Consider the following 25,446-nt stretch of genomic DNA (forward strand, 5'->3'; position numbering starts at 1 on the left):
AGCTCTTAGAAGCTCAGCACCTCAACCTTGCCGGTAGATAGCTGGTAGCGCGCGCCGACAATCATCAGCTGATCATGCGCCAGCGCGTCCTGAATAATCTCGCTACGCGTCACCAGATCCTCGATCGTGTGCGCAATATGCACGCGTTCAATATCCTCATGGCTTTCAACCTCAGCCTCGCGCGCCTGCCAGATCGACAAGCCTACCGTGCGCAGAATAATCGAATCGGCTTCAAGAATGCGCTCGTCCAAATCATCCATCGCATCTGCGGCTTCCAGCGAGCTCGCAGGGTCTTCCGTCGCCGAGGAGATCAGATCATCCAATTCGCGCGTAGCCAGGTCAATCGCACCGCAACCCTCGTGACCCATAATCACAATCAGGCTCACATGCAGTTTTGCTACCGCGTATTCCAGCGATGCCACCACCGAGTCGTCGATCATCTGGCCAGCAGTGCGCACAGTAAACAGGTCGCCCAGCCCCGCATCAAACACAATCTCCGGAGGCACGCGCGAATCCGAGCAGCTGAGCACCGCTGCATCGGGATTCTGCCGGTCGATTAACGATTCGCGGGTTTCGCGATCCTGCCACGGGTGGGTCGGTTTGCCTTCAGCGAACCTGCGATTGCCGGCGAGCATACGGCTCCATGTTGCGTTTGCGGTCGATTCCTCTGCCATGAGTACCTCCGTGGGTTCCGTCATTCCGTAAGTTTCCGTAAGTCGGTAGGTCAGTCTGCGCTTATCTTACCGCCCTCAGATGGCAGTGAACGTCGGCGTTCGCCGGTCGCCAACATCGCTGGCAGATTGGCGCTCGCTAACGGTGTGATGTTCCTCATACGTGCCAACGGCATATTTGTTCGGCGTGCCTGCAGTGAACAGGATACGATGAAGATGATTCGATACCAACGGTTTTTCGAAAGGAACGATGATGACCCTGCTGCAGCACGAACTCACCGATTTCAAGGTTCAAGCCTTCCAGAACAACGAATTCCACGAGGTGACCAAGGAGGATGTGCTCGGCCACTGGTCCGTGTTCTTCTTCTACCCGGCTGACTTCACGTTCGTGTGCCCGACTGAGCTTGAGGACCTCGCCGCCAAGTACGAGGACTTCAAGAAGATCGGCTGCGAAATCTACTCCGTCTCCTGCGATACGCACTTCGTGCACAAGGCATGGCATGACGCAAACGAGAAGATCGCCAAGATTCAGTACCCGATGCTCGCCGACCCGACCGCGCTGCTCGCGCGCGACCTCGACACCTACAACGAGGCTGACGGCATGGCTGAGCGTGGCGACTTCATTGTGAACCCTGAGGGCAAGGTTGTGGCCTACGAAGTGATTTCCTCCAACGTTGGCCGTAACGCTGATGAGCTGCTGCGCCGCGTGCAGGCTTCCCAGTTCGTGTACGAGCACGGCGATCAGGTGTGCCCGGCCAAGTGGCAGCCGGGTGAGGACACCATCGAGCCGAGCCTCGACCTGGTTGGTCTGCTCTGATCGTGACGTTTTCTGCGGCTCCCTCACATGAGGTAGCCGTTTTTATCTGTGTTTCTTGTCGGTGTAAAGGAGCTTTGTATGACTGACACCAGCAATCTGTACGACGTGGTGGTGATCGGCGGCGGCCCGGCGGGTCTCACCGCGGGCCTGTACCTCGCGCGTGCGCGCTACCGTGTGCTGATTCTTGAAAAGGATGATTTTGGCGGGCAGATCACTATTACCAATGAGGTGGTGAACTACCCGGGCGTCGGTCGTACTACTGGCCGTGCGCTCACGGCCACTATGCGCCAGCAGGCTAAGGATTTTGGCGCTGAGTTCCTCTCTGCAGAAGCTACGGGGCTTGATGTCGACGGTGATATCAAAACCGTGCACACTTCGCGCGGCGATCTGCGCACATTCGGCATTGTGCTTGCCACTGGTGCAAGCCCACGCAAGCTCGGTTTCGAGGGTGAGGCGGAGTATGCAGGCCGCGGCGTAGCCTACTGCGCTACTTGCGACGGTGAGTTCTTCACCGGGCGCGAAGTTCTCGTTATCGGCGGCGGATTCGCAGCGGCCGAGGAATCCGTGTTCCTCACCAAGTACGCGAGCAAAGTCACGGTCCTCGTGCGCGAACCGGACTTCACGTGTGACGCGTCCGTGGCAGCTGAGGCGAAGAAGAACCCGAAGATCGAAGTACGTTACAACACGGTTTTGGACGGTGTGACCGCCGGTCAGGGTGGCCTGCGCGAAGCGGCAATCCGCAATGTCGAAACCGGCGAGACTACCACGTGGAAGCCGGCCGATAACGGCACATTCGGCGTATTCGTATTCGCTGGCTACGTGCCGGCAACCGATCTGGTACGCGGTGTTGTTGAGCTTGATGATCACGGCTACGTGGTCACGCATGGCTACTTGGAGACGTCAGTGCCAGGCGTGTACGCGGCTGGCGATCTGCGCGTGAAGAACCTGCGCCAAGTGGTCACTGCGACTGCTGACGGTGCGATCGCAGCCGTTGAACTCGAACGCTATGCAAAGCAGATGAGCGAAAAGACGGGTCTGATTCCGCCGCGCCCGACTGCAAGCGCATATGAACAGGCTGAGGTCGATGCGGCGACAACTGCGACGGCGGCCGCGAACGCTGGCACTACGCCTGCTCCCGCACCGGTAAAGCGCAGTGCGGATGCCGCGGCGGCAACCGCACAGGCTGCAAAGAAGCCTGGCGAACTGTTCTCTGCGGCGATCAAACAGCAGCTCGGTGTTGTGTTCGGCCGCATGACCCGACCGGTTACGCTCGCGCTGGAACTGGATGACACCCCGCTATCCGCGGAATTGCAAGGATTTATCGGCGAGATGGTCGCGCTGTCCGGCGGCAAGCTGAACTCGGTGGCGATTGACGCAGCCGGATTGGTGAGTGCAGTCGACGGTGAGAGTGCGCCGACCGGCTTGGTAGTTGGCGAGCCTGCGGTTATTGCGCTCGCTGATGGTGCTGAACTGCCGACGTACGGTACGCTCGACGATTCTGGCCGTGCTGAGTTTGACCCGGCTGGCCTGCTGCCGGTTGCCCGCCCTGCGGTTCGACTGTGCGTGTGGGATGAGAGCGCTGGTCGACTGACGGCGACTGGTCTCGCGTTCCATGGTGTGCCGAGCGGACACGAGTTCAACTCGTTCGTGCTTGGTCTGTACAACGCGGCCGGCCCAGGCCAGCCGATCGATGACGACCTGCGCGAGCGTGCGGTGTCGGCTGCGCCGACCGACATCATGATTCTGGTGTCGCTCACCTGCACGATGTGCCCGGAGACAGTGCTCGCCTCGCAGCGCATCGCTTCGCTTAACCCCGGTGTGCGCGCGGAGGCCTACGATATTTCGCACTTCCCCGAGCTGAAGGACGAATACGGTGCAATGAGCGTGCCGTGCATTGTGATCAATCGCCCTGACGGCGGCCAGAAGGTCGAGTTCGGCAAGAAGAGCGTGCCGCAAATGCTCAGCCTGATTGGTGCGTAAGGCATGCCATACTAGCCCCCTCGGCTGAGGGGGCTGGCTGAGCGTAGCGAAGACTGGGGGAGCGTAGCCACAATTAATGCAACCGGCGTCCAATACGCAACCAGCTCACCGCACGCGCATCGTGCATGCCAAAATGCGAAGAACTGTAATGAGCGCGGACTGCACTCAGCTCTGACGCCTCGCGCGCTTGACCAAGGTCGCGCTCACCAGTGCCACCACATACAGCGCGGTAATCACGGGAATGAGAGCCGCATATCGGTGCGCCTGATCGGGCGCATGCGTGACTACGAACGACGCCAGCTGATTGCCGCTCAACCCCGCGAACGCCCATGCGCTTAAGGTCAAGCCGTGCGTGGTCGACACAGTTTTCGTGCCGAAATGCTGGTCGAGCAGCACCGGCAGCGTAGAGAATCCGCCGCCGTAGCCCGCGTTAATGAGAAACAGCATGGCCAACACTGCCCACAGCACGGCGTTATCAATGCTGTTGAGCGCCACCTGCAATACGCATACGGCAATCGACATGACGAAGATGATCTGATATACGCTTTCGCGGCGCTTGAGATGATCGGAGATCGTGGAGAATCCGATGCGTCCGGCTGCGTTGAACACGGCGTCGACGGCGAGTACGAGACCGATAATGCCGGCGATCGCGGCGGCCAGCTCGCTCTGGTTCAGTCCCGCGTACTGCGGGAACGATTGCAGCACATCGTGCAGAATGTCCTTCTCCTGGCTAATAAGCGCCAGGCCACAAGTGATGTTGAGATAGAACGCGATCCAAATGCCCCAAAATACGGGTTTGGTCATGATCGTGCGGCGGCTCACATGCGAGACGGCTGGATCGTACACCCAGCCGGCCGGGCGGCGAATAAGCAGAAATCCGCCGAGCATCATCACTGCGTACACTGCGGCGAGTACGTAAAACATGCCGACCAAACCAATCGTGCCGATCAGCCATTCCATAATCGGGCTAGCGATAGCCTTAGCTAGGCCGAACCCAGCGACCGCGATGCCAGTCGCAAGGCCTTTATTGTCCGCGAACCAGAGCATCAGGTTTTTGACCGGCGTCAGATACCCAACGCCCAATCCAATGCCCATGATCGCGCCGTAGCAGATGAACACGCCCGGCAGAAAGTGCAGCGCGATGCTCACGCCTGTGCCAGCGAATCCGACTACGAAGCAGATCATCGACACGAGCGCGGATTGCTTGATGTTCTTCTCTACCATCGGCCCGGCGAATGCGGCAGACATGCCAAGGAAGAAGATGGCGAGCGAAAACGCCCACTCCACCGAGGACGGGCTGGCGTTGAGCTGATCGGCGATCAGCTGCTTGAATACGCTCCAACAGTAGACGGTGCCGATCGGAATATGAATCAGCAGTGCTGGAATGATGGCGCTGGTCCAACGATTCGCGGCGAGACGTGCCATGCGGGCTGGGTCCTTTCGTAGCTGACGATGGTGTCATATCAGCCGGTGCCGTAGGAGACTTCCCGCCGTGCGCACATTCTCCTGACTGAACATCCTCGGTGTGCGTTTTGTCGGCGTTGCTGTCTCCTGTCAACGCCGACAATCAGCACTATACCACCGTTTTGTGCTATCGGCGCGCGCTGTACAGTGGAGTATTGCGTGAGATTATTCACAATGATTACGGGGCTGATGTACCGTCACTGCGTGCGCGCAATCGTGCTGTCAGCGCGCACTGAGTGATGGTTGAAGGCGTTGAATCATCACTGCGTGCGCGTCTATGTCGTGATTGCGCGTACATAGTGATGGTACAAAGCAAAAAAAGAGTAAAAAGCGGACGCCATTGTCCTCGAATATCGCCGCCATCGGCTGCGCTTGATGATGATCGGCAATATGCCGAACTATCATCACTTGTTCTGCTCGTACTCTCGAGGGATCTGAATCATAGTCTTCGCCATTTCGTTGTTGACGTACGGCATGTTAGCGAAGCCGTTCATCACGAGGCCCTGCTTCATGTAATCCATGAACTTCATAATTATTTCACCCCCTTATTTTGCTCTTTGATCGGCTCTTCCGATCAATGTCATATGACATCATATGCGTGCTGTGTCAATCTGAGGTTGAACAAACGTTACGGTTCTGTGACAGTTTTCAGTAAATCGTCAATATCGGCCTCGAAAAACAGCAATAAAAAAGCCTCCGCGGGGTTGGAGCGGAGGCTAAACAGCCATCGGCGAGCAGGAATGCGATGGCTGTAATCAGCGAATCAGACTTGGACCTATAGGCATCACCTCATTTGGTTGTCGGGAGTACATGACGATTAACGGTGGGGCAGTTCGTTACTCAGCGATGACGCTGTACGTGCGAGTCGCGGTGCCGTCTTCAGAAGCAACCACAACCTGAGCGCCATTGGCGCCCGGAATCACGGTTACCGCCGCATTCGAGTCGCTCGGCAGCACTTCGACAGCGGGAGCCTTACCGTCGGCAGCAGGCACGTGGTAGGTTTCGGTTGCCGGGTCGAAGTCGGCGAGCGGAGCACCATCCACCGTCAAGCCGGAAATCGTCGCATCGGAATGCAGCGCCGGAATCTGCGCGTCACCACGCACCTCAGTGATGGCCACAACCGAGCCTTCAGCCGACTCGAACGTGATGCGAATGCGCGACGTGCGCACCATGTCGAACGAGTAGGTCGTCTCGTCGCCCTTCGACGACATCGACGAACCCGGCTTATCGCCGACCGTCGCGTACACCCATGCGGCGTCGTTCGTCTGCTCGACCGGGTGCGATGCAACGTGCAGGTTGCGCACCGGCTGCCAGTCGCCGTTCGCGTCGAGATATTCGACACCGACATGCTCCGGCAGCGCCACGTTCTCGCCGTCCAGGCAGTAGTACACGGTGAACGCGCCGAGGATGAACGGCGTCTCCTCGCCGTAGCCGAAGCGGTACTCGAGCCATGCGGTGCGCGACGGGTCGCCAGTGGTAGACCAGCGGTTCTTCAGGTTGTAGCCTACGCGCGGCGTGTACGAGACGATGCCGTCCATGAGCAGCGAGCTATCCTCCTGCGCCTTCGGATCAGGGTTGGTGTAGGAAGCGCGCACCTGCGGGTAGACGTCGTTGCGGTACGAGAACAGATCGCGGTTCTGCTCGTGCTCGTCGGTCACGCGAATGTGTGCCACAGCCTTCTCCGCGATGCCTTCGACCGTGCCAAGCAGCGTGAAAGCGCCCGGCTGGCTGTACGAGGCCGCCTCGGGAGCATCCCACGTGACTTCGCGCTGCTCCTTTGCGCCATCAGACCAGTAGACGGTGACCTCAGGCACAGTTTCCTGCACGAGCGGCTCAATACCGGTGATCGTCGCCAACGCCACGGACTGTACAGCTGCGACCTCGACGACGTGCACCGTGGTCGTCACCGTGGTGTCGAAGCGGGCCAGCGTGCCGTTAACCGTAACCTCGCCAGCGTGTGCGAACGCGTCGGCTGGCACCGGTTCCCAAGCGATCGGCAGCGGTGCGTCAACACCGTGATCGAACGTGACGGTTGCCGTTTGAGGCAGCTCAGGCGCAGTACCCGCCAGCGTGCGCACATCGGAAATACGCACGTTAGTAGGCGTCTTCGGCTCGCTGCCGGCAGCAACGGTAACGATTGCCGGCGTGCTGGTCTTGGTAACGCCGCCGTAGGTAACGGTTGCGGTGATGTGAGCCGTGCCAGAAAGGCGGCCTTCCACCGTGCCTGCCGCGTTCACACCAGCCACAGATTCGTCGCTGGACGCGAATGCGACCGTAGCTTCAGCGTTGTTTGCCAGTTCGATCGGGCGTCCGACCTCGTCGGTAGCGGCAACGGTCAACTGCGTGGTTTCATCCTCGGTTACCGTGGCGGCTGGCGGAACCAGCGTCACTTCGGCAACCGGTGCCGGCGGCACGTCAAGGTCGAGCGCATACGAGCCGTGCTGTTCGCCATCTTCAGACGTGACGCGCACGACGTACGAGCCGTACGGGTAGTGCAGCGGTGGCACCACGTACGCGGTCGCGTTATCGGCCGCGGTGACTTCGATCACCGGCGCCGGGTCAGTGTACGCGCGGTGCAGCGTGTAACGGTGCGTGTCGGCAGCGAAGTCGGCGAGCGGCTTGCCATCCACGGTGATCGACGCGAGGTCGGTCGTGTCGTGCGCGGCTTCGTCAGCGGAGTCGAGCGTGCGCACGGTGGCGGTGACGGGCAGATCGTAGCCTTCGATAGTGCCATTGAACGTGCCGTCAGCGGCCGGTGCCCATGCGACCGGAGCGTCGGTTTCGCTACCGTCGTCGAAGACGATCATCGCGCGGGCTGGGAGCGCCGCTGCGGCGTCGGCATCAGCTGCAACAGCCAGTGTGACCGGACGCGCGGAGATCGGATGTGCAACGGTGACGATTGCGTGCACTGGCAAGCCAGCAGCTTCGCCATCAATGACGAAGGACTGTGCGTCGGATTCGGTTTCGGCTGCGGCGACCTTGTCGAGCAGTTCGGCGTTGGCCCACTCAACCGGAACTTCGGCGGTGGTGTTGTTTGCAAGCAACGCGGTCACGGTTTGCGGCAGCGCCGGGGTCTCACCGGCACGCACGCGCACTGCGGCATCGCGCACTTCGAGCACGGCATCCTGGGCAGCCGAGGAGACCGAGTTGACGGTGAACACGCTCACGGTGTCGCTGCGCAGGCCCTTGGCGGTGGCGGTCACGCGGATCGGCTTGCCGGAGCCGTCGGAGGCGACGATCGCCAGCACCTTGCCGGAGTAGGCGGAGTGCATGGGGGACTGCAGCGGCTCAGTGTTCGCCTGATAGCCGTTATCGGTGCCGAGCAGCACGCCATGTTCCACGTGGAACGTGATCTCGTCGTTTGCGCGCGGCACGATTACGCCCGCGTCGTCGATCACGTCAGCTTCGATGAAGCTCAGATCATGACCGTCGCCATCGATCACGTGACGATCCGGAATCAGCTTGATACCAGCCGGAGCGCCAGCGGTTTCGATCGCATCGCGTGCCACCACATTGCCGGCCTTGTCGTACGCGACGACCTCGACCTTGCCCGGCTCGAACGGCACCTCCCACTGCAGGGTCAGCTGCTTAGGCTCGTTGCCGTCCTTCTGGTAGCGGTACTCGAACGGCTTGTCCGCGTACTTGTTGCTCAGGTGGAACGTGGCCTCATGCGACTCGAACTCGCGCTTGCCCAGCGAACGTCCATTGAGGAACAGCTCAGCGGAAGCGGCGTTCGTGTACGCCCACACGGCCACGGACTCGCCCTCGTCCCAGTTCCAATGCGGCAGCAGGTGCACCATCGGTGCATCGTCCGGGTCAGTCCACAGCGCCTTGTACAGCCACCACGGGTTCTTCGGGAAGCCGGCCGTGTCGACCATGCCGTAGTAGGAGCGAAGCGGAGCCAGCACAGTGCCGTCGGATTCCGGCATCTCCGGCTTGTTCCAGTAGAAGTTCGAGATGTACGGAGCCGGCTCGCCGATGTAGTCGAAGCCGGTCCACGCGAACTCGCCGACGTTGAACGGCAGGTTCACCAGGCGGTCGAACGCGATATCGAGCGGGTAGCCGCGGTTCGTGGTGACGTTGTAGTCGGAGATTTCGTACGTGTCCTCCTTCCACGGCTGGCGACCCTTGGCGAACGGGTAGTCGCGGCCGCGCAGCTGCCATTCGTCGGTGAGGATCGTCGGGTGCACGTAGAAGCCACGGCACGGCGTGCAGTTGCCGGATTCGGAGTTGAGGATCACGTCGTTCGGGTGCTTCTCGTGCACCTTCTCCATCTGATCGCGGTTGATGTAGGAGTAACCGCGCACGTCCATCTGCTCGTGGATCTTGTTGCCAATGCCGTCGATGCCCTTGGACAGGTACGAGGCGTCGTTGACGGAGTTCGGGCGGGTCGGGTCGAGCAGGTGGCAACGGCGTGTCAGGTCGGCGGCGATCGGAATCTCAGCCTCCTGCCAAGCAACCTCGTTGCCCATGCCCCACATGAACACGCACGGCTCATTGCGGTCGCGCAGAATCATCGTGGCGAGATCCTCCGGATAATCCTGAGCGAAGTAGTTGCTGTAATCGTTGCGGTTCTTCGGCGCGGTCCACATATCGGTGAGCTCTTCGAGCAGCAGGAAGCCCATACGGCTGCACTCCTCAGCCCACACCTTCGAGCACGGGTTGTGGCTCGTACGAATCGCGTTGACGCCCGCGTCGCGCAGGATTTCAAGCTGACGCACGACAGCGCGGCGGTAGGTGGCAGCGCCCAGCGCGCCGAGATCGTGGTGCATGCACATGCCGAGAGCGCGCATGTTCACGCCGTTGAGATACAGGCCAGAGGCCGGGTCGAGCGTGATCCAGCGCAGGCCGATCTTGGCCTCGACTGCGTCGAGAGGTGCGGCGGCCTCGGCATCCGCGTCGGCATCGCCGGCGAGCACGGTGGTGCGCAGCGTGTAGCGGTACGGGTCGGCGGTGCTCCACAGGCGCGGATCCGGCACGGCGATGACCTGCTCGTAGCGGTTGGCAGCGCTCGCATCGTCGTAGTGCGCGGCGGCGTGCGTGGTGTCAGGCGTGTTCGCTGGCACGGTGACCTGAGTATCAGCGGCGGCGACAACGTTACCGTCCGCGTCGAGGATCTCGTTGCGCAGTGTGACGGCGGCGTCTTCGGCGGTTTCGTTGGCGATAATCGTGGCGACGTGCACGTTGGCGACGCCCTGCTTGACGTCGGCTTCGAGCGTCGGCGTGGTGACCTGCGTGCCGAAGCGAGCGACATGGACCGGCTCGGTGACGGTGAGCGTCACGTCGCGGTAGATGCCGGCGCCGGCGTACCAGCGCGAACTCGGCTCCTCGTTGTTGGAGCGTACGGTGATGACGTTCTCTTCGCCGAGCTTGAGCTTGCCGGTCAGGTCGATGCTGAAGGCGGTGTAGCCGTAATGGTGCTCGCCGACCTTTTCGCCGTTGAGCCAGATTTCGGCGCGGTCCATCACGCCGTCGAAGTCTAAGGTGACGCGCTTGCCGGCGAGGGATTGCGGCGCGACGAAAGTCTTGCGGTACCAGCCTTCGCCAACCTTGAGGTAGCCGACCGTTGCGCGGGCGTTGCGGGAGAACTTGCCTTCGACGCCGTAATCGTGCGGCAGTGTGACGGCGCGCCATTCGCTGTCGTCGTAGGCGGGTTTTTCAGCGCCGTTGGGTGTGCCGCGGAAGAAGCGCCAGCCGCGGTCGAAGTTGTTGTTACGGGAGCCGAACTCAGTAGGGTTCAGCGTGGTGTCTGTCGTCATCTGAAGACCTCCATGACTTGTGTGATGAGCGAGCATGTGCGACATTGCGTATTGATTGCCGGGGTCCTGCCGTAGGAGCCCGGCAAATCGGAACAATCCATAGCATATCATCTCATCGATGAGATTGGTAATAAACCTTGATATTTCACAATTTAGAAACGCCGTGGATGGCGCTAAAATCTTATCGATGATAGAGTTTGGTCACAACGAAAAAGTCGACCGAGGCAACGGCGTGTCGCAGGGGTGCGATGAAGTGCAATCGATACACGCAATGGTGTGCGCATTCGAGCAGTACCCGGTCTTCAAAGATTGAGCAGGAATACGAAAGGACGATGATGTCTGACTCTCAAGGAGCGAACCGCCCATTGATTGCAAAACTGTCATGGAAAGCCAAGCTCGGCTACTCCACATTCTCACTGTCATACGTTATGCAGACGATGATCGTGACCTGGCAGATGTTCTACTTCACCACATTCCTGGGCGTATCAATGGCCGTTACTGCGGTGCTCATCGCCACAGGCAAAATCGTCGCTTCCGTAATCGGCCCGGTCTGGGGCTATATCTCCGACCGTATGTACCGCAACGCGCTCGGTCGCCGCTTCGGCCGTCGCCGTTCGATTTTGATCTTCGCAATCCCCGCGAACTTCGTCTTCTATCTGCTGTTGTGGATTCCTAACCTGCCGATCCCGGTCTACTTCTTCGCAAACCTGCTGTACTGGGCGTTCTTCGCTGGTATCACCACCGTGCAGTACGGCCTGCCAAGTGAGATGACCGAAAACCCGACTCAGCGCGCGCAGCTCGTCGGCGTCAACCAGATCGCCGGCGCAATCGGCGGCACGTTCCTGTCAGTGCTGAATGTCTACCTGTTCACCATCTGGGGCAAAGACAACTGGGAATCGTACTTCAACATGGCGTTGCTGTACGGCATTATCGGCACCGCCGTGCTGATGCTCGGATTCCTGTCCATCCAGGAGCGCCCGTTCGACGAATCCACCAATGTCTCCGACGCAGACGGAAACGGTACGCAAGGCACTAGCGGAACTGCCGGCCATATCGGCGCGGGCAAACGCTTGGTTTCAGTGGTATGGAACTTCCTCTCGGTGCTCAAAGTCAAGGAATTCCGCAATTATCTTGGCCTGTACTTGTCTGAGGAAATGTTCCGTACGGTGCGTGGCACACTCAACACGTATTTTGTGATCTTCGTGCTGCTGCTCGATCCGCAAACCGTGTCGCTGGCCACCGGCGTGAACCTGCTGTTTGGCATCGCGTGCGTGGGTTTCTTTATGTGGGTGACAGCGAAAATCGGCGGCCCGCGAGCGTACCGGCTTGGCGGCGTTGAAGTGATCTTTGTATTCCTCGCAATGTTTGCGCTGGCAATGACCGCGAGCAGCATACCAACAGGCACGCGCGCGGTACTGTACATTGGCCTTGGCTTGTTTATGAACTTCGGTATTACCGGCGTAGTGAACGCCACGCAGTACACCTATACGTTCATTCCTGACGTTGATGAGATTATTACCTCGAAACGCCGCGAAGGCCAGTATGCCGCTATTAATTCAACGATTGACGATATTTTCTCCTCCGCGGAGACGATTGTGATCGGGCTTGTGCTGGAGGCGACTGGATTCGTGGAAGGCGCGCAATCGCAGCCTCCGCAGACGGTGTTTGCGCTCGCATGCTTGTTCTCGTTCGTGCCGATTGCGATTTGTATCGTCGGTATTGTGTTCACGTTCCGTTTGCGCTTGAATCGCGAGAATCATGAGCAACTGCTCGCTGAAATTGCGCGTTTGCGCGACGGCGGTTCGATGGATGATGTAACGCCGGAGACGCGCACATTGGTAGAAAGCCTGACTGGTATGCCATATGAGCAGTGCTGGGGGCACAACAATGTTATTAACGTGGCGCATAAGGCGTGAATCTGCGCGTTTGCGCTGATTATTGACGATATCGCTGGTATAGCAGCAAAAAGCCGCTTGGATGATGGTCCAGGCGGCTTTTTGTATTGCAAACAGCGGGGACACGCCGGAAATCGCATAATTATCTTATCGATGAGATTTGTGATACAGTATGTTTTGCAAACATCAAGTAAGGGAAATCGAACCGCAGAATCTCAACGATAAGACTCTGTGGGGAACGTGGAACAGACGGAGCTGTCATCCACCTGCACCGTGATCAAAAGCACTATCAAACCTTGTGATCATGCCGCGCGATTTCGATTTTTCCGCAGAGAAACAGGAGAATACGAAATGTCCAGCTCGACTCCCGCGGTTGGCCGCAAACTGTCGTGGGTGACCAAGTTCACCTACGCGCTGCTGCCGCTGTCGTTCACCATGACCACGATGGTCATGACCTGGCAGATGATTTACTACACCCAGCCGCTTGCTATCGGCATCGGTATTGTTACCGCGCTGCTTGCAGTTGGTAAGGCTATCGGTGGCTTTATCACACCGATTTGGGGTTACATCTCCGACCGTATGTACGCCACCTCCTTCGGCCGTAAGGTTGGCCGTCGTAAGGGCGTTCTGCTCATCGCAGCTCCGCTGAACCTGCTGTTCTACGTGCTGCTGTGGGTGCCGAACATGCCAGTGTGGTACTACCTGGTCGTCAACGTCATCTACTACGGCGTCTACCCGGGCATCAACACGGTCGTCTACTCACTGCCTTCCGAAATGACCGATGATTCCAAGGATCGTGCGGCTCTGGTTGCTATCCAGCAGATCGGTGGCGGCGTCGGCGGCTTCGTGTTCTCCATGCTGAACGCTTACCTCTTCGCCATCTGGGGCGCCAACGGCTGGCAGCCTTACTTCAAGGTCGCAATGATCTACGCTGTTGCCGGTACGCTGCTGCTCATCGTTGGCGCACTGTGCATTAAGGAACGTCCGTACGACGAGACCACCGATGTGTCCGCTGCTGATAAGGGTTCCGAAGAGAAGGTCGGCGTTCTCAAGCGTCTTGTCTCCGTGTTCTGGAACTTCCTGTCCGTTATGCGCATCAAGACCTTCCGCAACTACCTCGGCATTTACCTGGCTCAGCAGACCTTCCGTACTGTCCGCGGTACCATCAACGGCTACTTCATCATCTTCGTCCTGCTGCTCACCCCGACTGAGGTTTCGCTGTCCACCGGCTTCAGCTTCCCGTTCGGTATCGCCTGCGTGATTCTGTGGGCTACGCTGATCACCAAGCTCGGCGGCATCAAGTGCTACCGTCTCGGCGGCTGGCTGACCATCATCCTCTTCTCCGGCATCTACGTGCTCGCCCTCATGCGTGGCTCGCTGTCCCCGGCTCAGCTCACCCTGTGGTTCACCATCCTGATCACCGCGTTCTCGCTTGGTAACTCCGGCCTGGTGAACGCACAGACCTACATCCAGTCCTTCGTGCCGGATGTTGATGAGATCGTGACCGGCAAGCGTCGTGAAGGCCAGTACGCTGGCATCCAGTCCACCCTCGAAGTCATCGTCAACACCGTCGTGACCATCGTTGTGGGCGTCATCCTGCAGGCTGTCGGCTTCCAGTCCGGCGCTGATGTCAAGACTCAGTCTGACCTGGTCGTCAACGTGCTCATCTACATGTACGTCGGCACCGTGATCGTGCTCTGCCTCGTCGGCATCGCACTGACCTACCGCATGCACCTCAACGAGAAGAACCACGACATCCTCGTGGCTGAGTCTGCTCGTCTGCGCAACGGTGGCTCCATGGCTGACGTTACCGAAGAGACCCGCAAGGTTGTTGAGGATCTCGCCGGTATGCCGTACGAGAAGTGCTGGGGCAACAACAACGTGATCAACGTTTCCAAGCACTGATCACCGACTTGGCCGGTTGCCGCTTCCCGGTAGCTGGCTACTCAATAACATAACCGCGGCGATGAGCCTCTCTCTCCAACCAACCTCTGTCGTCGCCGCGGTTAGTTTTTCAACGTTCTGTGAACTTCCGTGATGCAGCGGGAACTCGGTTTTCGGGTTCCCGCCTTTCTTATATGGTGAACGCGCGTGGCGTGTTGACATCGCACCAACGCGCTAATCTCATCGTTAAAGGACTTTTGAGATTTACTATCCAACTTGAGGAGTTGTGATTGTTATGGTGACGCTGAAAGATGTTGGCGAGCTGGCAGGAGTAACCGCCACCACAGCTTCTGCAGCGCTGCGCAATAAGGAATATGTCAAGCCGGAAACCATACAGCGCGTGCGCGAAGCGGCGAAGAAGCTTGGCTATAAAACTAACTTGTCTGGCCGCTCGCTGCGTTCTGGGCGCAGTGATACGATCACCTTTCTCACCTCCGGTATTGAAGGCGACTACTTCTCGCATCTTGCAATGTCAGTTGCTGAGGAAGTGCATGAGCGCGGCTCGCATATGCTGATTGAGCTGTCGCGGTATCTTGACGACGATAACGACTTGTCGTATACGTTCTCCGACGGCATTATCGCGATTAATGCGCCGCGCGCAGTCGATATTTTGCAGCAGCACCCGTCGGTGATGTTGGAGAATTACGATACTTCCATTCCCATTGACACGGTGAACGCGCCGAGTGCTGAAGGTTCGCGCGTGGCTGCACGGCATCTCATTGAGCGCGGCTGCAAACATATTGGTATTGTTGGCGATAATCGCGATCCAAGCCGCAACATCATTCCCGGTGCGCGAGACACCCGCATGCGTGCAGCTGCGGCCGAAATTCGCGCCGCTGGTCTTGAATTCGATGAACGCTACGATTTCATCAAATCCGCATGGTCTATTGACGGTGGCATCGAAGCTGGGCGTAAGCTCGCGAAAAAAGGCCGCAAAGGCATGAAATATGATGGCTTGTACTGCCTGAACGATGGCATCGGCTTAGGAGTGCTGCGCGGCCTTGCAGATGGCGGTGTGCATGTGCCAGATGATGTACTCGTTATTGGTTTCGATGGTTTGAGCCAAGGCGCGTACAGCGTGCCGACGCTGACTACTGTTGCCACGGATTTTAAAGGCATGGCGAATACCGCGTTGACCTTGCTAATGCGCCGTATTGAGCAGCCCGAAAAAGAGTATTTCCCGCAAACCGTTACCGTGGGGTACAAGCTTATTGAGCGCGAATCCACCGCGCGCAAATAGCGTGGCAGTTACATGTAAAGCAGCAAGGCGCGCGGGTTTTGTGAGCCCGCGCGCCTTGCTTGTTGTGCGCTCGTTGTTTCGCTAGATCTGTTGTTAGCCAAGGTGGGCGTTGCAGAAGCCGATAAAACGCGTTGTGGCCTTGGGGGAGCGCCAGACTTCGGGGTCGCCGTGACCGCCGGTTTCTGGGTACCACGTTTCGATATGCTCGCTCAGCCCTGCTTCGCGTAGGCGGCATTCCAACGCGCGCGTTTGCTGCGCAGGCACGACCGGATCATCGTCGGCGTGAGCGAGCAGCATTGGGGGCATAGTCTCAGCGAGTGATGGCGATGTCGTTACGTGTGCGATCGGGCTCGCATCGGCTTCTTCGGCTGCGGTGCGGTCGGCGCCCAGAATCGTGTCTTTGTAATATTCGACCATGTCATGCCAGTAGGCGTCGGATGTTGACCATGTGGCGATGTTACTAATGCCAAACGCTGCGATCACTACATTCACATCGCTGGAGGCGTTGCGCGTCGCGGTATCGTAGCCGATGGAACGGTTGTCGTAGTGCTCGTTGCCGTTGGTGAATCCAAGGAATTGTGCGAGATGCGCGCCGGCGGATGCACCCCACGCAACAATGCGATTCGGGTCGATATTCCAGTCGCTTGCATGCGCGCGCAGGAAGCGGATCGCAGCTTTGCAATCATGGATCTGTGCAGGCCAGCGCGCCTCGGTAGACAGGCGGTAATTAATCACGGCGACTGCGTAGCCGGCTTTGAGAAACGCTTCGGTGTCTGCGCGCCCGGTGGCTAGGCCCGTCGCTCCAGCGTCGAAGTTACCGCCAACCCAACCGCCGCCGTGAATGTAGACGATTAATGGGTGCGGCGCCGGTGCTGTACCATCTGTGCTCGCTCCCGGGGTGATTTTCGAAGTGGATTCGGGGATGGCAAGGTACAACTTGTGCGATTGCAGCCCAGTGCCTGCGTAATCCAGATCAGTAAGTTCGGTGATGTGCATATACAGCCTCTTTGCGTTTGATATCGCAGCAACATAGCAGCGATCGAAAAATCTCAACGATGAGATTATAGCGCCTGCGCCTGATGGCAATGACATCGCAGGAGCAGATGCCGTTGAGACGAACACGTCTTAGCGTAGAGAGCGGGTTGAGTGAGTCGTGTGGTTACAGGCTTGTTCCGGAGGAATTCATGCGGATATAGGCTGCATGCTCACGCAAATACTGACGCAGATAAGGAATAGCGAAATCCACCTTTCCGTAGCCCATGTCCTTAATCACCTGCGCTTCGATAAGTCTGGTGCGGTAGATGTTTGCATATGCAGCGTCTTTCCCCATGCGTTCCGCTACGGTGGAGGTTGAAGATGGGCCGTCATCTTGGGCCATTGCAAGCAGATACGTTTTATCGATTGGGGAAAGGCCGTCCAATTCCGGACCATGTACAGCATCGCCGAGTCTGCTGAGCGCATTGGCAATACCCTGTTCGGTATCTTGTTCGGTTACGGTGACAGAACCGGCATGATCGCTATTTTTGCTCCGACGGTAGGCAATGCGCCAAATGTGATATCCGACAAGCTGAATCATGAACGGATAACCTTCCGTGGCTTTGGCCGCCATGTCCAGCGCCTTCCCCTCAATAGCTATGCCGGAATCTTCAAAGGTGTCTTCAAAAGCATCGCGGACGTCTTGCAAGGGAATATCACCTAATTGCTCCGCCTGAGCACGTCGTAAGAACGTGAGCACCTCATCGTTGAGCCATTTAGAAGCAATGGTGGGTAGGCCGGCAAATACGAATGCAATATTGCGTTCCTCACGAATCAAATGCTGTACAGCGGTGGCGATCGCGACCATGTCGGATCGTTCTGCTGCTTGGGCCTCATCGATAGTCACTAGCAGGCCTGCGTTCTTGCGCTCCAGTACATCAAGTCGCTGGCTCATTGCGGCACGCAGTGTCAATGGCATTTGTTGTGATGACACGTTAGCTTCGCCAAGGCTGACCCCTCCAAGTCCAGCGATGGATACCGAAGGCTTAATGGATATGTTCATTGATGGCTTGTCTGGTGTAAGACGGTTCAGCAGCCTTTGCGCCAGTCCTTCCGAAGCTGTCTCATCAATGACCTCCCATTTTCGAGCCTTAGCGATACGCCCGAATTCGGTCAGAATGACGGTTTTGCCCACTCTACGTGCGCCGGTTACGCGCATGAGGCGGCCTGGCGCGCCAGGGCCATCATCAAGACCTTCCTCGAAGTCATCAATGATGGCATCGCGCCCGATGAGCAGTGGAGGCATACGGCCGGCGGTTGGTTTGAAAGGATTGCTTCGACGCATTGAAGTCACCGGTGTCTCGATTCTCTGTGCTCAAATATAAAGATTATAAAAGAATATAAAACATTATAAAAGAATATAAAAGAATATAAAAGATGATTGGGGAAGGTGAGAAATTGTGGGTGCGGTGCGGCGCGGTGGTTGCGGGAAACGTCTTGCCGGGTCTGATTGGGGGGGTCGAGGAATTGTGGGTGCGGCGCGGTGCGCGCCGGCAGGAAAAGGAAAGCCTCCGCTGATGGAGCGGAGGCTTGCTGTGCTGGGGTGTTTTCCGCCGCGCAAAGCGCGAGCGATGCGGAAAACACCCCACGTTTGCGGTTTGGAAGCCCACTGGGCTTCCAAACCGGTGTTGCACGGCGCTAGCCGCGCAACACCGACGCAAACGTCAGCCTGTATTCTGCAGACCGGCGGCGACGCCTGAAACGGTGCAGAGGATGAGGTAGATATAGCCTGCCTGCTGGCTTTGGCTGAGTTCTTCCTTGTCCACCTTCTTACGCAGCGAACGCAAGGCGAGGAACTGCGTGACAGACAGTGCATCCACGTACGGGGAGCGCACGCGAATTGCCTGGCCAAGCACGTGACGGTGCTGCAGCGGCCACTTATCGCCGACGATCTTGAGCACCCACTTCGTGGTCAGCTCCATCTCGTCAAGCACCTTCTGCGAGAGCTCCGGATCATCGCCGAGCGCAAGATACATCTTGGCGATACGCTCATCGGTCTTCGCGAGCGACATCTCGATGTTGTCGATAAACGTCGAGAACAGCGGCCACTCTTCGTACGCCTGACGCAGCGTATCCAGATCGCCGAACTTCTCGCACGCAGTACCCAAGCCGTACCAAGCAGCCAAGTTAATACGCGCCTGAGCCCACGAGAACACCCACGGAATCGTACGCAGATCGTCAAGCGACTTCGCACCCAAGCCACGCTTAGCCGGGCGAGAACCGATCGGCAGCAAGCCAACCTCAGTCAACGGGGTAACAATCGAGAACCACGGTGCAAAATCAGGCGTGTTCAGCAGATCGAGGAAGCGCTCATGCGACGCATCGTCGAGCACCTTCGTCATATCCGCATACTTCTCGGTCATCTCCGTGTTCGTCTTCTCAACGCTCGGAGCAGACTGCAGCAGCGTCGCGGCCGCAACAGACTCGATGTGGCGCACGGCCAGCACCGGGTTGCCGTAACGGGCAAAAATAACCTCGCCCTGCTCGGTCAGCTTGAAGCGGCAGTTCACCGAACCCTTCGGCTGAGCAAGCACTGCACGGTTAGCCGGGCCACCACCACGGCCGACAGCGCCACCGCGGCCATGGAACAGGGTCAGATCAATATCGTGCTTTGCTGCCCACTCGACGATACGCGACTCTGCAGAGTGCAGCGCCAGCGTAGCGGTGGTCGGGCCGGCATCCTTCGAAGAATCGGAGTAGCCGAGCATGACTTCCATCTTGCCGCCGGTAGCCTTCAGGCGCGCCTGCACTTCAGGGATCTTGACGATCTCTTCGAGCACATCCACGCAGTTCTCAAGATCTTCCAGCTGCTCGAACAGCGGAATCACGTCGATCGTCGGCACATCCTCAGGGTGCGCGAACGCCAAACGGTTCAGCTCGTACACGTCGCGCACATTCTGCGCGGACTTCGTGAACGAGATGATGTAGCGGCGAGCAGCCTTCATACCGTTGCGCTTCTGGATAGAACCAAGCGCGCGGAACGTGTCGAGCACTTCGTGCGTCATCGGCTGCAGCGGGCCACGCTCGCCATGCAGGCCGTGTTCGCGAATGTCTTCCAAAGCGCGAGCGTGCACGACCGAGTGCTGACGGAACTCCATTTCGACCATGTGGAAGCCGAACGTTTCAGCCTGCCAGATCAGATCCTGCAGCGGGCCGTACGCGGAACGCTTAGCGCCCGCCTCGGCGAGAGAACGCTGCACAACCTTCAGGTCAGCAATGAAATCCTCGCACGTGTGGTACATCAGGTCCGCGTCGCGCTCGATCGTGTAGTGCAGGCGATCAGCCATCACCAGCATGACAGCGCGGTGCAGTTCCTTCGTAGAGATCAGCGCGGCCTTATCAGTCAGGCGCTCGCTCATCTCCTTCTGATGGTTCCACAAGTTCTTCAGCTCGGCGCTAGCCGGAGTCGTTTCAGACTCCATGGTCAGGTTGCGGCCGACCGTGCGGGTTGCCTCTTCAAGCGCGCCGATCACGTGATCGCTGAACTTGCGAGCCACCAAGCGGCTCACCTTAGCGGTAACGTTCGGGTTGCCATCACGGTCGGAGCCAATCCAGCTGCCCGGGTGGAAGAACGCGGGGCACACCGGCTCAACGAGTCCAGCCTTATCGCCCAGCACCCAGTCGTCGAAACGACGGTACACAGCGGGGATCGTGTGGAACAGCGTGTTGTCGAAGATGTCGAGAATCGTATCCGCTTCTTCAACCGGAGTTGGCTTCTTCAGCGCGATCGGCGACGTGCGGAACAGGGCGTCAATCTCGTTGTACAGACGACGGCAATTCTCCTTCTTATCGGAACCGCCCAGCGTCTTATGTGCTTCGAGCAGTTCGGCGATACGGCGGATCTTGCCTTCCACTGCCTTACGGCGAGCTTCGGTTGGGTGCGCGGTGAACACCGGGTGGAACTCGAGCTTGTCGAGCAACGCCTTAGCCTTGGCCGGTCCCATTTCGTTGATGAGCTGGTGGTAAGCGCCCGTCATCTCGTTCACCGGGTCGACAGCCTGATTGTCGTCGACTTCGGCTTCGCGCTGGTGCAGCACGGAGACGCGGTAGTTTTCCTCACTCAGATTGGCCAAGTGGAAATATGTTGCGAATGCACGAGCGAGCAGTTGCGCATCGTGCAGGTTCATGGCGTCGATAGTTTCGACTGCCTTAGCGAGCCCGTCCTCTTCGGGATTAGGATCGCTGATTTCGGCGAAATGCTCGGCGCTGGCTTCGACTGCGTAGTTGCGTACGGTGTCGAATGTGGCGAGCAGCTGAGGATCATATTCGCCTAAAACATCGCGCAGGATGTCGAGGCACAGATCCATATCGCCTTTCAGCGATGCCGGCAGGTCGCGCTCTTCGGGGCCTTTGGTCCCGGTACCCGTGGACACGATGGTCGCGTCGGCGGGCGTGATCTGCTGATCAGTATCGGTCATTCATAACCTCCTTCACCCCCTGGTCGTCGGTTGCTCGGTCAGTCGATCATCCGCGGCTCCTCCGCGGTTGTTTTGGTCGAAAGTTGCAAGCCCATAGCCTCAGGCCAGAAGTCGTGAGCATCATTGTATGGCCGGTTAATCGCATTTTGTATTACGAACCCAAATTCATGTCCATATTCGTTTCGGACAGTGTCCAAATAGTGGGCGCGATCGGGGATTAGGGGCGAATTCGCCGTGTGTTCCGTTTTGCGAGATCATGGTGTTCGAAATATGGACGCCAATATGGTCATGAAGATCTTCGCCCACGGCGCACGGTAAACCTAAGAGCGTGAGTCAAGGGCATCAATACGAACGAGAAGACGGTGAGAGCAGCGCCGCCGCAGTACAGCATTTCCATACGCATTCCATCCCGCTCGACATGGAAGATATCGAGCGCGACTGGGATAAACCCATTACCGAGGCGGGTATCGCCGCCAAAGCCAGCGTGATCGTGCGCGTCGGCCTCCTTGATCTATCCGCCGGCACCGGAAGCTTCCGCGTGCGCGAAATGATGCATCGCATCGCCTACCCGCTCGGCGTGCACGTGCGCGCCGACGTCAACCTCACCGACATCGAAGCCGCCTGCACCGACGGCAAAGACCGCATCACCGAGGTTATTGATCTGCCATCTACCGGCGTGAATACCGAGCGTATTTGGCTGCTTGAGCATTACGCCGACTGGTTTAGCGTCAATCTCGGCGAAGATTCCATGTACCACAGCCGCCCAGAAGTGTCGAAGGGGCTGATGCAGCACCTTGACAGTAAAGACGCTTCGCAGGTTTCCGCCCAGCTCGCCAAGCAGCTACGCGAAGAAGACAAAGAGCGCGAGGAGGAAGAGGCTGAGGAGCATCACGGCGGTCAAGACGCGGTGCTCGACGCGCTTGAGGCGGCCAGCCAGCATCTCAACCCGAACGATACGGTTGCGCGGCAGCTCAATGTGCATGAGTCCGACTGGTCAGATTCTGCGATGACTCAGTCGCTTGCGGCTCGCGCAGCCGACGAGCGCGCTCGAGCACAGGCAGCGCAGGAACAGGCGGCCCGCGAACAGAACGGCGGTGCGTCCGCGCAAACCGGTACTTCCGAGCAAACCAGCGCGTCCGAACAAGCCGGCACGTCCGCCTCCTGCAAGTCGCACGTCTCCGGCCGCAAAGCCCCATCCGAAGGCTTCATCCCGCCGGCGCCCGATGCTCGCAAGCATGCGCACAAGCCACCAAAGGGCCAGTATGCCGAGCATTTCGACCATGTCGGTAAAGAGCGCGGCTTCAACGGTAAATCCGGCATCACTGTGCGCCAAGCGCATCAGCGTCTTGACATGATCGAACACCGCAAGCCACTGTATTCGCCGGCTTTCGCTGGCCTCGCCTCCGCTATCGCCTGCGCATCCTTCGTGTTTTTGCTCGGCGGTGGTCCGTACGACATGATCGGCGCATTCGTTGGCGCTGGTCTCGGCCACTGGCTGCGCCGACTCCTGTTCAAACGTCATCTCAACCAGTTCTTTGTGACCTTCGTATGCGTGGCTGTTGCCGCGCTCGCCTGCACGGGCATGCTCCGACTGATTGGCCTGTTCGACCCGGTTGCCTTGCAACATGACACGGCGTATATCGGCGCAATGTTGTTTGTAATCCCCGGATTCCCGCTGATTACCGGCGGTCTTGACATGGCGAAAATCGACTTCCCCTCCGGCGTGCAGCGCGTCACGTACGTGTTGTGCATCATTTTGATGGCCACGCTCGCAGGTTGGATGGTTGCCACGATTGTGCACTTGCATCCGACTGGATTCGAACCGCTTGGCCTGAACCCGTGGGTCAACATGCTGTTGCGCGCACTGTTTGCGTTCCTTGGTGTGTGGGGCTTCTCGGTGATGTTTAACTCCCCGCAGCGCATGTGCTTAACGGCTGCGGTCATCGGCATGATCACCGATACGCTGCGTCTCGAACTCGTGGATATGGGTGTGCCGGCTGAGGCTGGCGCGTTCATTGGCGCGTTCTTGGCTGGCATTTTGGCTACGATGTGGCGTTCGTCGGTGCGCAAGGGTTGGTTGCCGCCGCACCTTGGCTATCCGCGCATCTGCTTGACGGTGCCGTCCATCGTGATCATGGTGCCCGGCATGTATATGTACCGCGCGATGTGGTATCTCGGCAGCTTCGAGACGCTGCACGCGCTCGATTGGGCATTCCGCGCGTTTATGGTGATTATTTGCCTGCCGATTGGCTTGGCAATGGCGCGCGTGGTTACCGATAAGTCTTGGAGATACGACATCTAGCCGCTATTTGGCGGTTGTATTAGCGGTTGTAGTAGCCGTATTGATTGCATGGCCGGCGTCGCTCGTGAGCAGCGTCGGCCATTTCTTATGACCATACTGTGAGACATTTGTGTGAGATTGTCCGCACTTTCGGGGAATGTCGGCGAGAGAGATGAATGATGCGCGGGTAATCGTCCAGCGCACATCGGGTCGTACATCAGTGCCGGCGAACATGACAATCAACGCCGCGCGCAACACATCACATAGGGTTTAGGGTAAGGCGGTTGGCATGGTCTCAAGCGATTTCTGGGTGTTTTTGGCGATGCTCATCTACTTCGCCGCAATGCTCTCCGTTGGATTCTTCTTCTCCAAGCGGTCCAACTCCTCGTCTGAGCAGTACTTTGCCGGCGGCCGCGGCGTTGGCCCGTGGCTCACTGCCCTCTCCGCAGAAGCCTCCGACATGTCCGGCTGGCTGCTCATGGGTTTGCCTGGCTTGGCATACTTCACTGGTGCTGCTGACCCGCTCTGGACCGCGCTGGGCCTAGCCATCGGTACGTATCTCAACTGGAAGCTTGTCGCACGCCGCTTGCGCCGCTACTCAGTCGTCGCGGGAGACGCAATCACCATCCCTGACTTCTTCTCCAAGCGCTTTCACGATCGCCGCAACATTCTTTCAACGATCTCAGCGCTGATTATCCTCATTTTCTTCTGCGTGTACGTTGGCAGCTGCTTCGTCACCGTCGGCAAACTCTTTGCAACACTCTTCGGTTTCAACTACCACCTGATGATGGTTCTTGGCGCGCTCGTTGTGTTTGTATATACGATCGTCGGCGGTTATCTGTCCGTGGTGGTGACGGACTTTATTCAAGGCTTGCTGATGTTTTTCGCGCTCGCTGTCGTGTTTGTTGGCTCGGTTGCCTCTGTGGGCGGTGTTGGCAATACGATCGCGTTTTTGCGCGGTATTCCGGGCTTCCTCTCCGGTACGCAGGTTGCTGTGCCGACGCTGAATGATCTCGGTGAGCAGATTATTCGCGATGGTCAAGCAGTGTTTGGCGCGCCCGCTGATTATGGCATTATTACGATCGTTTCCATGCTCGCGTGGGGCTTGGGCTATTTCGGTATGCCGCAGGTGCTGGTGCGCTTCTTGTCGATTCGTAGCGTGCATGAGATTAAGAAATCGCGCATTATCGCAACCACCTGGTGTGTGATTTCGCTGGCATGCGGCATTTGCATCGGTCTGGTCGGCCGCGCGATGATGCCCACTGAGTTCCTTACGCAAGCGACCGCTGAGAACGTGTTCATTGTGATCGCGCAGACGCTGCTGCCGAGCTTTATGTGCGGTGTGGTGGTTTCTGGTATTTTTGCGGCGTCGATGAGCTCGTCGTCGTCATACATGATCATCGGCGCTTCCGCGATGGGCGAGAATATTTTCCGCGGATTGTTGCACCGCAAAGCTTCTGACCGCCAGGTGATGATGGTGGCGCGCGCCACGCTGGTGGTGATGTTCCTGTTCGGTATTTGGGTTGCGTACGATCAGAATTCCTCGATTTTCCAGGTCGTCTCGTATGCGTGGGCTGGCTTGGGTGCATCGTTTGGTCCGCTGATGCTGTGCTCGCTGTATTGGCGCCGCGCAAACCGTTCTGGCGCGCTTGCGGGCATGCTGGTTGGTGCGGCAAGCGTGTTTATTTGGCACGAGTTCATTAAGCCGCTTGGTGGCGTGTTCGCGATCTACGAGCTGCTGCCAGCGTTCATTCTGTCGCTGCTGGCTATCGTTGTGGTGTCGCTGGTGACCGCGCCGCCGAGCGATGAGATTCTCAACGAGTTTGATCACTATATGGATAATCCATCTGAAGATGTGATCGACGATGACCTGATTGCTGCCGAAACCCTCGCAGAAGGTCGCCGCCGCCAGCTCTAAGCATTACTGCTCTGCGCTTAGGTG

At 58.4% G+C, this 25,446-nt stretch carries 15 protein-coding genes; 8 read left to right on the forward strand and 7 right to left on the reverse strand.

All coding sequences use genetic code 11. From position 1 onward, the window contains the following. Window positions 1–5 precede the first annotated feature (5 nt). Window positions 6–674: a carbonic anhydrase gene (locus D2E25_RS08150; protein ID WP_125981671.1), complete on the reverse strand. Its 669-nt coding sequence runs from the start codon at window positions 672–674 to the stop codon at window positions 6–8. 250 nt (window positions 675–924) lie between these two features. Between D2E25_RS08150 and ahpC the strand changes: the two genes are divergently transcribed. Together ahpC and D2E25_RS08160 are read left to right on the forward strand one after the other, a co-directional pair. Beyond that, complete coding sequence (gene ahpC / locus D2E25_RS08155) at window positions 925–1,488, forward strand: alkyl hydroperoxide reductase subunit C (protein ID WP_125981775.1); 564 nt, start codon at window positions 925–927, stop codon at window positions 1,486–1,488. A gap of 78 nt (window positions 1,489–1,566) precedes the next feature. Continuing rightward, window positions 1,567–3,468: an FAD-dependent oxidoreductase gene (locus D2E25_RS08160; RefSeq protein ID WP_125981673.1), complete on the forward strand. Its 1,902-nt coding sequence runs from the start codon at window positions 1,567–1,569 to the stop codon at window positions 3,466–3,468. A 165-nt stretch (window positions 3,469–3,633) separates the two neighbouring features. Here the strand turns inward: D2E25_RS08160 and D2E25_RS08165 are convergent, their stop codons facing one another. The 3 genes from D2E25_RS08165 to D2E25_RS08170 form a co-directional block, all read right to left on the reverse strand. Then, window positions 3,634–4,893 carry an OFA family MFS transporter gene (locus D2E25_RS08165; RefSeq protein WP_125981674.1) on the reverse strand — a complete coding sequence of 420 codons (1,260 nt, stop codon included), beginning with the start codon at window positions 4,891–4,893 and terminating at the stop codon, window positions 3,634–3,636. Window positions 4,894–5,336: 443 nt separating this feature from the next. After that, window positions 5,337–5,462: a hypothetical protein gene (locus D2E25_RS10805; protein WP_277599952.1), complete on the reverse strand. Its 126-nt coding sequence runs from the start codon at window positions 5,460–5,462 to the stop codon at window positions 5,337–5,339. Between the two features lie 306 nt (window positions 5,463–5,768). Continuing rightward, a complete protein-coding gene (locus D2E25_RS08170; RefSeq protein WP_164514774.1) occupies window positions 5,769–10,691 on the reverse strand; it encodes an Ig-like domain-containing protein in 4,923 nt (1,640 codons plus the stop codon). Between the two features lie 118 nt (window positions 10,692–10,809). Between D2E25_RS08170 and D2E25_RS10500 the strand changes: the two genes are divergently transcribed. From D2E25_RS10500 to D2E25_RS08185, 4 genes are all read left to right on the forward strand, one after another. Beyond that, entirely contained in the window at window positions 10,810–11,004 is a 195-nt protein-coding gene (locus D2E25_RS10500) for a hypothetical protein (protein WP_164514775.1), read from the forward strand. 52 nt (window positions 11,005–11,056) lie between these two features. Next, on the forward strand, window positions 11,057–12,607 hold the full coding sequence (locus tag D2E25_RS08175) for an MFS transporter (RefSeq protein ID WP_164514776.1): 1,551 nt from the start codon (window positions 11,057–11,059) through the stop codon (window positions 12,605–12,607). A 330-nt stretch (window positions 12,608–12,937) separates the two neighbouring features. Continuing rightward, window positions 12,938–14,491: an MFS transporter gene (locus D2E25_RS08180; protein WP_125981677.1), complete on the forward strand. Its 1,554-nt coding sequence runs from the start codon at window positions 12,938–12,940 to the stop codon at window positions 14,489–14,491. Window positions 14,492–14,765: 274 nt separating this feature from the next. Further along, a complete protein-coding gene (locus tag D2E25_RS08185; RefSeq protein ID WP_164514777.1) occupies window positions 14,766–15,770 on the forward strand; it encodes a LacI family DNA-binding transcriptional regulator in 1,005 nt (334 codons plus the stop codon). A 93-nt stretch (window positions 15,771–15,863) separates the two neighbouring features. Here the strand turns inward: D2E25_RS08185 and D2E25_RS08190 are convergent, their stop codons facing one another. The 3 genes from D2E25_RS08190 to D2E25_RS08200 form a co-directional block, all read right to left on the reverse strand. Next, window positions 15,864–16,766 carry an alpha/beta hydrolase gene (locus D2E25_RS08190; RefSeq protein WP_164514778.1) on the reverse strand — a complete coding sequence of 301 codons (903 nt, stop codon included), beginning with the start codon at window positions 16,764–16,766 and terminating at the stop codon, window positions 15,864–15,866. A gap of 163 nt (window positions 16,767–16,929) precedes the next feature. Next, entirely contained in the window at window positions 16,930–18,051 is a 1,122-nt protein-coding gene (locus tag D2E25_RS08195; protein WP_241217105.1) for an ATP-binding protein, read from the reverse strand. Window positions 18,052–18,469: 418 nt separating this feature from the next. Further along, the gene (locus D2E25_RS08200; protein ID WP_125981680.1) at window positions 18,470–21,223 is read right to left on the reverse strand and encodes a phosphoenolpyruvate carboxylase; all 2,754 of its coding nucleotides are present in this window, start codon (window positions 21,221–21,223) and stop codon (window positions 18,470–18,472) included. Window positions 21,224–21,641: 418 nt separating this feature from the next. Between D2E25_RS08200 and D2E25_RS08205 the strand changes: the two genes are divergently transcribed. Further along, the gene (locus D2E25_RS08205; RefSeq protein ID WP_125981779.1) at window positions 21,642–23,525 is read left to right on the forward strand and encodes a threonine/serine exporter family protein; all 1,884 of its coding nucleotides are present in this window, start codon (window positions 21,642–21,644) and stop codon (window positions 23,523–23,525) included. Between the two features lie 268 nt (window positions 23,526–23,793). Beyond that, window positions 23,794–25,422, forward strand: a complete 1,629-nt coding sequence (locus D2E25_RS08210; RefSeq protein WP_125981681.1) for a sodium/proline symporter — start codon at window positions 23,794–23,796, stop codon at window positions 25,420–25,422. The last annotated feature ends 24 nt before the right edge of the window (window positions 25,423–25,446 follow it).

It is taken from the genome of Bifidobacterium goeldii (assembly GCF_003951095.1).
GTDB lineage: Bacteria > Actinomycetota > Actinomycetes > Actinomycetales > Bifidobacteriaceae > Bifidobacterium > Bifidobacterium goeldii.